The 10,055-nt window shown below is 47.9% G+C and carries 11 protein-coding genes; 2 read left to right on the top strand and 9 right to left on the bottom strand.

Annotation, left to right across the window (positions count from 1 at the left end; all coding sequences use genetic code 11):
• Together GY843_RS00810 and folK are read left to right on the top strand one after the other, a co-directional pair.
• Positions 1–175 (top strand): dihydroneopterin aldolase (locus GY843_RS00810; protein WP_297305819.1); only part of this gene is annotated, 175 nt, incomplete at its 5' end.
• On the top strand, positions 175–690 hold the full coding sequence (gene folK / locus GY843_RS00805; protein ID WP_297305816.1) for a 2-amino-4-hydroxy-6-hydroxymethyldihydropteridine diphosphokinase: 516 nt from the start codon (positions 175–177) through the stop codon (positions 688–690). The genes GY843_RS00810 and folK, both read left to right, overlap by 1 nt.
• 61 nt (positions 691–751) lie before the next feature.
• On the opposite strand, the gene GY843_RS00800 is transcribed toward folK, so the two are convergent.
• Genes GY843_RS00800 through GY843_RS00760 form a run of 9 tightly spaced genes read right to left on the bottom strand, consistent with a single transcriptional unit; the run spans position 752 to position 9,907 of the window.
• Positions 752–1,507 (bottom strand): pteridine reductase, encoded by a 756-nt coding sequence (locus tag GY843_RS00800; RefSeq protein ID WP_297305815.1) that lies wholly within the window; start codon positions 1,505–1,507, stop codon positions 752–754.
• 10 nt (positions 1,508–1,517) lie between these two features.
• On the bottom strand, positions 1,518–2,606 hold the full coding sequence (locus GY843_RS00795; protein ID WP_297305814.1) for a hypothetical protein: 1,089 nt from the start codon (positions 2,604–2,606) through the stop codon (positions 1,518–1,520).
• Positions 2,607–2,608: 2 nt separating this feature from the next.
• Positions 2,609–2,926, bottom strand: a complete 318-nt coding sequence (gene glpE, locus GY843_RS00790; protein ID WP_297305813.1) for a thiosulfate sulfurtransferase GlpE — start codon at positions 2,924–2,926, stop codon at positions 2,609–2,611.
• Positions 2,927–2,929: 3 nt separating this feature from the next.
• On the bottom strand, positions 2,930–3,790 hold the full coding sequence (locus GY843_RS00785; protein WP_297305812.1) for a symmetrical bis(5'-nucleosyl)-tetraphosphatase: 861 nt from the start codon (positions 3,788–3,790) through the stop codon (positions 2,930–2,932).
• A 21-nt stretch (positions 3,791–3,811) separates the two neighbouring features.
• A complete protein-coding gene (apaG, locus tag GY843_RS00780) occupies positions 3,812–4,207 on the bottom strand; it encodes a Co2+/Mg2+ efflux protein ApaG (RefSeq protein ID WP_297305818.1) in 396 nt (131 codons plus the stop codon).
• A complete protein-coding gene (gene rsmA / locus GY843_RS00775; RefSeq protein ID WP_297305811.1) occupies positions 4,200–5,018 on the bottom strand; it encodes a 16S rRNA (adenine(1518)-N(6)/adenine(1519)-N(6))-dimethyltransferase RsmA in 819 nt (272 codons plus the stop codon). The genes apaG and rsmA overlap by 8 nt, the downstream gene beginning before the upstream one ends.
• Before the next feature lie 5 nt (positions 5,019–5,023).
• On the bottom strand, positions 5,024–6,019 hold the full coding sequence (pdxA, locus tag GY843_RS00770; RefSeq protein ID WP_367183779.1) for a 4-hydroxythreonine-4-phosphate dehydrogenase PdxA: 996 nt from the start codon (positions 6,017–6,019) through the stop codon (positions 5,024–5,026).
• 5 nt (positions 6,020–6,024) lie between these two features.
• Positions 6,025–7,317: a peptidylprolyl isomerase gene (locus tag GY843_RS00765; RefSeq protein WP_297305810.1), complete on the bottom strand. Its 1,293-nt coding sequence runs from the start codon at positions 7,315–7,317 to the stop codon at positions 6,025–6,027.
• The gene (locus GY843_RS00760) at positions 7,307–9,907 is read right to left on the bottom strand and encodes an LPS-assembly protein LptD (RefSeq protein WP_297305809.1); all 2,601 of its coding nucleotides are present in this window, start codon (positions 9,905–9,907) and stop codon (positions 7,307–7,309) included. The genes GY843_RS00765 and GY843_RS00760 overlap by 11 nt, the downstream gene beginning before the upstream one ends.
• Positions 9,908–10,055: the final 148 nt, after the last annotated feature.

Below are 10,055 nucleotides of genomic sequence, written 5' to 3'. Positions count from 1 at the left end.
TGAGTTTATTGAACAAAGTGAGTTTTTGTTGGTGGAAACCATGGCTGAGCAGATTGCTGAACTGGTGATGAAAGAGTTTTCTGTTAAGTGGTTGCGTCTGCGTTTAGGTAAGCCGGGTGCAGTTCCTCAAGCTAAGGATGTAGGTGTAGTTATTGAGCGGGGAGAGCGTTTCTAATGGCTAAAGTGTTCGTTAGCATCGGTAGTAATATAGATCGGGAACTCTATATATCTAATGCACTGGATTGCTTGCAGCAGCACTTTACACACCTTTCTATCTCATCGGTTTATGAGAGTGAAGCTGTTGGTTTTGACGGTGATAACTTCTATAACCTAGTGGCGGGCTTTAATACGGATCTGGCTTTGGCTAAGCTTTCGGCTCTCTTGAAGGGAATCGAGGATGACAATGGGCGTTGCCGAAAAGGTCCTAAATTCAGCGGAAGGACGCTGGATATCGATATTCTTACTTATGACCAGTTGGTTGGCACTCCTGAGGGTGTGCAGTTACCCCGTGATGAAATTACCAAGAATGCGTTTGTTCTCTGGCCGTTAGCAGAGATTGCGGGTGATGAGTTACATCCTGAGCTGCAGAAAAGTTATTCAGAACTTTGGCAAGAGTACGATCAGGAAAAGCAGAAGTTGTGGACGGTTGAGTATATTTGGCAAGGTATTGAGCTGCCTGCTGTTATTTAAAATGAGTGTATTTGTAGCAGATGCCCACTCATTTGATTAATGCTAACAGGCCCTAGTCTCATCAATGGCTATAAAGGGATTTTCCGCCATCGACCGCTATAATCTGTCCGGTAATATATTCAGCTTGGCTGAGATAATATACTGCTTCGGCAAGATCCTGCTCGCTACCAGTTCTCTTAAGTAACGTCTTATCTAAAATTGCCTGTTTCTCTTCTTCTGAAAGATCCGCTTCCGGCCATAAAATGGCACCAGGTGAAACGCCATTTACTCTGACTTCGGGCGCTAGATCCTTGGCTAGGCTGAGCGTCATCATCTGTAAGCCGGCTTTGGCAATTGAGTAGATAGGATGCCCCGGCAAACCTCGTTGCGCGTGGATATCTATCATATTGATAATGCAGCCCTGATGGCGTTTTAGCTGTTTACTTAAAGCTGAGCTAAGAAAATAAGCGGCTCTGACATTGGAGTTGATGAGTTCATCCCATTGCTGCTGTGTGCTGGATTCAACCGGCGTCGGATAAAAAGAGGAGGCGTTGTTCACCAGGAGATCTAGCCTTCCCCAGAGAGAAACCGCTGTGCTTGCGAGTGTTTCAACTTCGCTCATTAAATTCAGATCAGCTTTAACTATTTGTGCACTGTCCGGGCGAATAGTATTAAGTTCATTCGCGAGTTCAGTTGCTGCACTGTGGGAGTGGTTATAGTGAATGATAAGGTCAAAGCCATTACTGTGTAGATGGCGGGCGATGCAAGCTCCCACTCGCTTTGCAGCGCCGGTAGCTAATGCGACTTTGTTGATGTTGTTTGTGGGTCGCTTGCTCATCTGGGCTTCCTTAACTGAACGATTCGCAGATCTGTAAACGTCTTTTCTCTATCTCTTTGCCAAGTTCTGGGCCTTTAAAGCCCTCTTGCATCAGCTGCTTTGGTTGAATCTGATTAATTGATTCCAGAATCGGATTCAGTGTGGTTATGGATATATCCGAATGCAGGGCTTCAACACAAGGCAGAAGAGCTTCCAGCCTTTGTGGTCGTCTAATCAGGTCTAGCTGAGAGATGATTTGCAACTTGGTATCAGGTGCGAGGTAATCAAAACGGCTAAGGGCCTGGTGTTGTTGCTGGCACTGTAAGGCCAGTTCTTTGTAAGCTTTGGGCGTTTTCAGGCGATCACACAAGGCTGCGATATCAATCTCTCCACAGAGAGTGAGTAAACAGGCAAACCGGGTTTCTGGTTGTGCAGTTTTGTTTGTTACTTCGGTGAAAGCTTTGCAAACAGTATCTGTGAACTGTGAATGAAGTTCTGGAAATACCTTTAATGTTGCTGCGCAGCTTTGCAGCACCTGAAGAAAAACCTGTGGTGAGATTTCACCCAGTGCCCGTTCAAACTCTTTCCATACCCGTTCTGCAGTAAGGTGTTCGAGCTCATCGGTTTGCGAGAGGCTTTTCATCAAGGAAAGAGTGTCATCAGCTACTTGAAAACCAAGATGATGGTAGCGCGAAGCAAAGCGGGCGACGCGTAACACTCGTAGTGGATCTTCAGAAAAGGCAGGGGAAACGTGTCGCAAAAGTTTATACTTTAGATCGCTCTGACCATTATATGGATCGACAATATTGCCTGCGTCATCCATTGCCATGGCATTTATCGTTAGATCGCGACGTAGTAGGTCTTCCTCAAGGGTGACCGCTTTACTGGCATGATACTGAAAGCCTGTATAGCCTTTTCCCGACTTTCTCTCAGTGCGAGCCAGGGCATACTCCTCACCGCTATCGGGGTGAATAAACACCGGAAAGTCCTGGCCTACAGGCTGGAAGCCCTGTTCGAGCATCTCTTCGGCTGATGCGCCCACAACAACCCAGTCTTTATCGTAAACCGGGTAGTCCAACAGTTGGTCGCGAACAGCTCCGCCTACAAGATAGATCTGCATATTCAGCTTTCGCAGTGCTCTGGTTGTTCTACACGCCAGGCCTCAAAGCCACCATTGATGCTGAACACTTGGTCAAAACCCTGCTCAATCAGGAATTGACCCGCAGATTGACTGCTGATGCCATGGTAGCAGCAGACCAGCAGAGGATTATCCATGTCAGCATTGTTAATAAAGTCGTGCAAGTTTTCGTTGCTCAGATTAAAGGCACTTTTTATTCGGCCCTGAGCAAAACTTTCAGGGTCGCGAATATCAACGATGACTGCCCCATCGGAAATTAATTCAACGGCTTGAGTGGAACTGATGCATTGAAGCTGGCTCATAAATTACCTGTTAACTAAATATGCACTGGTTGGTGGTGGTTTAGGCTTATTGCCTATGGCAGGCACGCTGAACAATTGTTGATCTTCCAAACGCATGGCTGTGAGCTTATTACCCCATACACAGCCGGTGTCTAACGCAAATACGTGTTCAGCTTCTGCTTCGCCTTCTAATGCGGCCCAGTGACCGAAAATTATACGGACGGGGTCTTCTTCTGGATCTTTGCGCGGTAGTTTGAACCAAGGCTGGTAACCGCTAGGTTGCGATTCAAGTGTGCCTTTGGCTGAAAAATCTAGTTTCCCGTTGTTGTCGCAGAAGCGCATTCGGGTTAGGTAGTTGGTAATCAGTCGAAGCCTGTCCCAGCCTTCGTATGAGGATGACCAGCAATCGGGTTTGTTGCCATACATGTGGTTAAAAAATTCTCGGGCGAGGGTGCCGCGCAGAACCGTTTCAACCTCTTTAGCGCGCTTGCGGGCTTTACGTACGGACCAGCAGGGTGGGATTCCGGCATGGGCCATCGCGTAGTTAAGCTCTTTATCATGAACCAATAGTTTCTGTTTGCGTAACCAGTCCATCAGTTCAATACAGTCAGGAGCGCATAGAATCTCATCAAGCGTATCGTTCCGCTTACAGCTTACAGCTCCGTAATGAACCGCCAGTAGGTGAAGGTCGTGATTACCTAATACGCAGGTAGCCTGGTTCCCTAGATCCTTTAGAAAACGAAGAGTCTCTAATGACTTGGGGCCCCGATTGACCAGATCCCCTGCAATCCAGAGTTGGTCCTGAGAAGAAAAGTTAATCTTTTCCAGTAAGTTCTGGAACTCATCGTAGCAGCCTTGGATATCGCCTATCGCATATGTCGCCATGATTGAGACCTGAGTCAGGAGTTAATGAAGTGCATTAGGTCTTGCTAGTGTAAACGCTGGAATCGGAGCTTTAAATAGGTCGCCTTCGTTTGTGCTCATCTCGTAGTGGCCCTGCATACTGCCAACACTGGTGGCAAGTACTGCGCCACTGGTATACGAGTAGCTTGATTCAGGTTCGATCACCGGCTGTTCACCAACTACGCCCTCACCTTTGACTTCCTGAATGTGTTGATTTCCATCGGTGATGAGCCATTGCCTATTCAAAAGCTGAACAGGAATCGGATTGTGATTGGTAATAGTGATTCGATATGAAAAGACAAAACGTTTGCTGTCCGGATCTGACTGCTTATCCAGATAGTGGGTTTCAACCTCGATTAGTACCTGGTCACCCAGTTGTATCAGATCTGTTTCACTCATCATTACTGGCTTTCTTTCCGGTCAGGTAATTGCTGATTGTAACAAAGCTTTCAATTGGCAGTTTTTCCGGGCGTAAAGATGGATCGATGCCCAGTGCTTCCAGTTCCTCTGCGGATAGCAGGGGTTTTAAATTGTTACGTAGTGTTTTACGGCGCATGTTGAAAGAGGTGCGGACAACCGTTTGCAGTTGTTCCACATCATCTGCTACATGAGGTAATTCTTTATATGGCGTTAGCCTGATAATGGCTGAATCTACTTTAGGGGCTGGGTTGAATGCGCCTGGTGGGACAACAAAAAGTGATTCAACTTGGCAGTAATACTGCGCCATGATGCCCAGACGACCATAATTGTTTTCGCCGGGACCTGCCGCCATGCGATCCACAACCTCTTTCTGAAGCATAAAGTGCATATCCTGAATATGCTCTGCATGACTCAGGAGATGGAAGATCAGTTGAGTGGAGATGTTATAGGGCAGGTTACCCACTACGCGAAGCTGTTTACCTTCTTTACGCAGTTGGGAAAAGTCGAATTTCATCGCATCCGCTTCGTGGATGCGAAATTTATCGCCGTAGCTGAAGAATTTTGTGCGTAGGATTGGTGGCAGATCGCGATCCAGTTCGATCGCATCCAGTTCACCTGCTTCAGCCAGAATTTCTTCGGTTAGAGCGCCCAGGCCAGGGCCGATCTCTACCAGTTGGTCTGATTCATGGGGAGCAATCGCCCGAATAATTCGGCGAATGATACCGTGATCATGAAGAAAGTTTTGCCCAAAACGCTTACGGGCTTTATGCACTACCGGTTTTTTGCTCATGATGGTTATTCGCCTGAATTGCGATTGCGGGCCATTTCGCCTGCGTAGTCGATGGCTGTCAGTAAACTGCCGGCATCAGCTTTGCCGCTTCCGGCCAGATCAATGGCTGTGCCATGATCAACTGAAGTACGGATGATAGGCATGCCTAGGGTTATATTTACCGCTTTGCCAAAGCCTTTATATTTTAGCACCGGTAATCCCTGATCATGATACATAGCAAGTACTGCATCAGCATCGGACAGGTATTTTTCTGTGAACAGGGTGTCTGCAGGCAGTGGTCCTACAAGGTTGATGCCATCTCCGCGGAGTTTTTCCAGAGTCGGCTCGATAACCTCTAGCTCTTCACGGCCTAGATGTCCGCCTTCGCCAGCATGAGGGTTTAAACCTGTTACCAGAATTTTTGGCTCTTCTAAGCCAAAACTATTAACCAGGTCATGATGTAGAACCTGGATCACCTCAGTGAGGAGTTCTGAAGTAATGGCATCAGCGATATCTCGCAGTGGCAGGTGTGTTGTTGCAAGAGCAACACGTAACCCTTCAGTTGCCAGCATCATTACCACTTTTTTCGTAGCTGTCAGTTCTTCAAGAAACTCAGTATGACCGCTAAACGAAACGCCTGCTTCATTGATGATGCCCTTGTGTACAGGTGCTGTCACCAGTGCAGAGAAGGTACCATCAAGACAGCCTTGAGTCGCCAGCGTCAATGTTTCCAGAACATAGTCAGCGTTCTGACTATTTAGTTCGCCAGGAACCGCTTCCGCTTTTAGCTCAACGGGAAGCACTTTAAGTGTTCGTGCGAGAGTCGGCGAAGCGGGAAGATCGGGGTTGAATTGCTCGATGGCCAGCGGTAGTTGCAGTAATTCTGCACGTTTACGCAGAAGTTCAGGGTCTGCAACTACAACCAGTTCATCGTCATGGCCCTGTTGTGCAATCTGGATGCACAGATCCGGACCTATACCTGCGGGTTCACCTGGGGTGATAACAAGTCGGTTAATCACCAGCAGGTTTACTCCTTAATTTCGATGTAAGCTTGAGAGTGGATCTCGCGCAGCCAGGTGCTGAGTTCTTCATTAAACTTACGCTTACGAATTGCGGCACGGGCACGGTTCTCTTGCATCTCTTCGCCCATGTCCTGGGTGCGTTTATCTAATACCGTCAGAATGTGCCAGCCGAAACGGGACTCGAAAGGAGTGGAAACCCCGTTGATAGGCGTGTTGTTCATCACCTGCTCAAACTCAGGCACCATCTGGCCGTCCTGGGTCCAGCCCAGGGAGCCGCCTTCAGAGCCACTGGCAGGGTCGTCACTGAACTCTTTAGCTAGATCCGCAAAGCTTTCACCCTGCTGGATGCGCTGGTGGAGCTGGTTGATCTGGCGTTGTGCTTGTGCCGGAGTACGGATTTCACTTGGTTTAATCAGAATATGGCTTACAAGGCGTTGTTCAACCAGTTGAACTTCTCCGCCTCGTTTATCTTTGAGCAGTAGTATGTGGAAACCGCCTGGAGAGCGAACAGGTTTGTTGAAAGCACCAATATCAAGTTTGCGTACTGCATCGCTTAGCGCTTCTGGTAGTTCTGTCGCTTTACGCCAGCCCAGATCGCCTCCTTTTAAAGCATTAGGGGCGTTAGAGAATTCTACAGCTGTCTCGGCAAAGTCTGCGCCGTTTTGTAGTTTCTTGTAAACATCATTCGCTTTACGTTCCGCCTTCTGAATAATTTCTGGAGAGGCCTGGGACGGAATTGCGATCAGGATATGGCCCAGAGAGTATTCTGCAGAGATCTGACTTTTGCCATCTACAGAGTTAAGGAAATTTTCTAGTTCCTGTTCAGATACGCGGATACGGCGGTTTACCATATTCTGCTGCACGCTGTTGAGTAGCATCTCATCGCGGATCTGCTCGCGTGCTGCATTGTAGTCTCGTCCCTCAGCAATCAAAGCTTCGCGAAACTGTTCTAGAGATAGGCCGTTTTTGGTTGCGATGTTAGCGAGTGCCGCATTCAACTGGCTTTCAGAGATACGTATTCCCTGTTGTTCTGCAAGTTGCTTCTGAATGCTCTCCAGAACCAGACGGTTTAGTACCTGCTTCGCCAGAACATTATCCGGTGGTATGCGTGTGTTGCGTGCACTTAGCTGTTCTTTGACGATGCCCATGCGTTGCTGAAATTCGCTTTCCATAACAATACCGTCGTTTACAACAGCAATGATACGGTCCAGCGGCACTTCTGCTGCGAGAAGTGACTGAGATGGAATAAGCAGGCTAAATGCTGCGATAGATAGAATCTTGTGGAGCTTAGTTTTCATTGTGCTCTTCACGCTCTTCGTAACCGATAATGTCATTCATAAAGCGGTTGCTACCACTGCCGAATGAACCTAATCCTTTCAGGGTAAAGTTCAGGAAAATACCTGTGTCGTATTCGTTTGTATCATCAAGCCAGCGGCGACCTGCAAGACTGACTTTCCAGCAACAACTGGAGTATTCCAGGCCGAGGGCTGTTTCCAGGCTGTCGCTGTTCTGCTGATCGTATAACCAGCGACCCATGGTCGTCCAGTGGTTAGCCAGTGGCCAGATGAAAGAGAGGTCAGTCTGCTTTCTTACGTTATCTTCATAACGGTAACTGAAATCAAACCGGTGATTCAGGTCGCTCTTGTAACGCAAGCGTAGGTTTGATTCCTGATTTTTGAAGTCACTCTTGTCGAGAATTGCATCAAGGCTGGCTCTGAAATTTGGTGTCAGGTGCCAGATGGCTTCAGCAGCAATGTCACTTTGTCTGGATGTTTCATCCGGCGCGTTGCTGGCAAGGGTAACTTTACGGTCAGCGAAATAATACGCCTGACCAATACTCACGCGTGCCTTTTCAGCGCCTTGTGCCGTGTAGAATGCGCTGCTAAGCCCCAGAGAGATCTGTTGAGTATCGCCAATGCGGTCGTAGCCACTGAAACGGTTACGACGGAACAGGTAGTTGTAGTTGAAATCCAGTTCGGAAGTGTCAAAGTCTGGAATATCGTCCTGTTCCTCTTCGGAAACGTATAAAGCGAAAATCCGAGGTTCCAGTGTATGGATGCCACCGTTGCCCATATTTCGCTCAAAAATAAGACCGCTATCTACGCTTAGCATAGGGGCCGTGATGCTTGGTTTTTCATCACGACCTGATAATTGGTTGTCCAGTGAGTAACTGCTGCTCCATAAGGATAGCTCTGGTTTAATAAAATAGCCTGGTGTGCGCCATTCGTAGCTTAGGCTTGGTAGAAGGAAAGCTCGATCACCAATAATACGATCTGCGCCGCTCAAGCCATACAGGTCCCGATCAAACTGGGTATATTCGGCTCGTAGTGAGAAATTACTCTGCTCAGAGAGCGCCTTGTTTCCAGTTAGCGTTAACTGGGGCAATTTTTTATATGGAGCGGTACTGTCTGTATTGATGGTCTGGTAGTCATGGACCCGAGCGCGTAAACGCCAGTTCCCCGTTGAGTAGGACAGATCGGCGCGTTGATCCAGATGATGCTGCCTTTTAACTTCCAGGTCTGTATCTAGATCGTCGAAATATTCTGTATCACTCACAGAAGTGAATTCGATTTCTGATTGCCAGCGTTTACTCAACTGTCCTTTATGTCCAATGCCCAGCAACCAGCGATCATCTCCGGTTTTATCATCATCAGGCATGTAGGCCGTGTTGAGTACGTTTTCAGACCAGCGATTCAGATATCTGAACTCGTTTTCTAGTATCAGGCCACGGTCGGACAGATATCTGGTAGTCAGCGTATCGTCCATATTTGGCGCGATATTGAAATAGTATGGCACTGACAGGTCTAGCCCAGTTTCTTTGTTGTAGCCAAAACTTGGGTAGAGGAAACCCGAGCGACGGGCGTCATCAATTGGGAAAGTGAAGTAAGGTGTATACAGCACAGGTACACCTGCTACACGCAGTACAGCATCTTCAGCGGTGCCAAAGCCTTCCTCTTGATCCAGAACAATGCTGTCAGCAGTCAAGCCCCAAGCATTGCTGTACGGTGGGCAGTAGGAATAGTTGCCATTCTCAATACGTAAGCGTTCATCTTGCAGACGAATAATTCGATCAGCGGTGCCGCGTAACCGATCTTCATGCAGTATATATTGAGCGTTGCTAAAGATTGCTTCAGAGGTTGTGGTATCAACTTGAGCACTATCGCTTAACATCAGGAGTCCGGGCTCACGGAAAGTAACATTACCTTCGAGACGGGCTTTGTTTGTTACCTGATCAAGGTCAGCGCTGCTGGCGCGAAGCCTACGTGCCCCTTGGCGTATTGTTACACCGCCTTGAAGCTGAGCTAACCCGCCAATAACAGTAGAAGATTGGTCTGCTTCCAGGTGCAAAGGAGGGTTGGTTTGGTCTTCATCCCCCATAACCGGGAACTGCGGTTCCAAATAGCGGCCTTCACATTGCAGACCTTCAGGGTTCTTATAGAAAACCCAGTCGAGGTGAGCATATGGATTTTCTGTAATGTACTTTTGCTCTGGTGCTGCATTAACGCCAGGAGTTGCTAGGTGACCTGGCAGAACCGTTTCGTGCACACTTACTTTGTTGCAATCCCAATCACCAGAAGGGGTGGTACCACACTGCCATTCGTTGCCGATAACTTCTGCCGTTTGTAACGGGGTGTTTCTATCAGCCTTCTGTTGTGAAGGAGTCGCTCTTTGCTGACTTGGTTGTGTGCGGTTTGGATTTGCTGTTTTTTCGACTTTTACAGCGGGTAATGGTGCAGCAGTCGCGTTAGGTGCGGGTTCTACTGCAACACTTTCACTATTTGTGCGGGGATCAACAGTCTTAGCTGAATCTTTGTTTGACTGTTCTGCTTCAACTTTCTTTATTGCCTCTTCATTGATATCGCAGTCCCATTCACCGTTCTGGGACATATTGCAGTTCCAGGCCATATCTTTGGCATCAGGTGCGGCCAGGGAAGAGCCAGAGGCCAAAATGGCGCCGATGGCAAGGCTTAAAGTATATGTGGATCGTTTAGCAAAGGGCATCTGTTAACTAAATCCGTTCTGCAGCTTCCGGGGG

The sequence above is a fragment of the Neptuniibacter sp. genome (assembly GCF_024231755.1).
GTDB lineage: Bacteria > Pseudomonadota > Gammaproteobacteria > Pseudomonadales > Balneatricaceae > Neptuniibacter.
The sequence above is the reverse complement of the archived record's forward strand: the minus strand, read 5'-3'. Positions and strand labels throughout refer to the sequence as shown.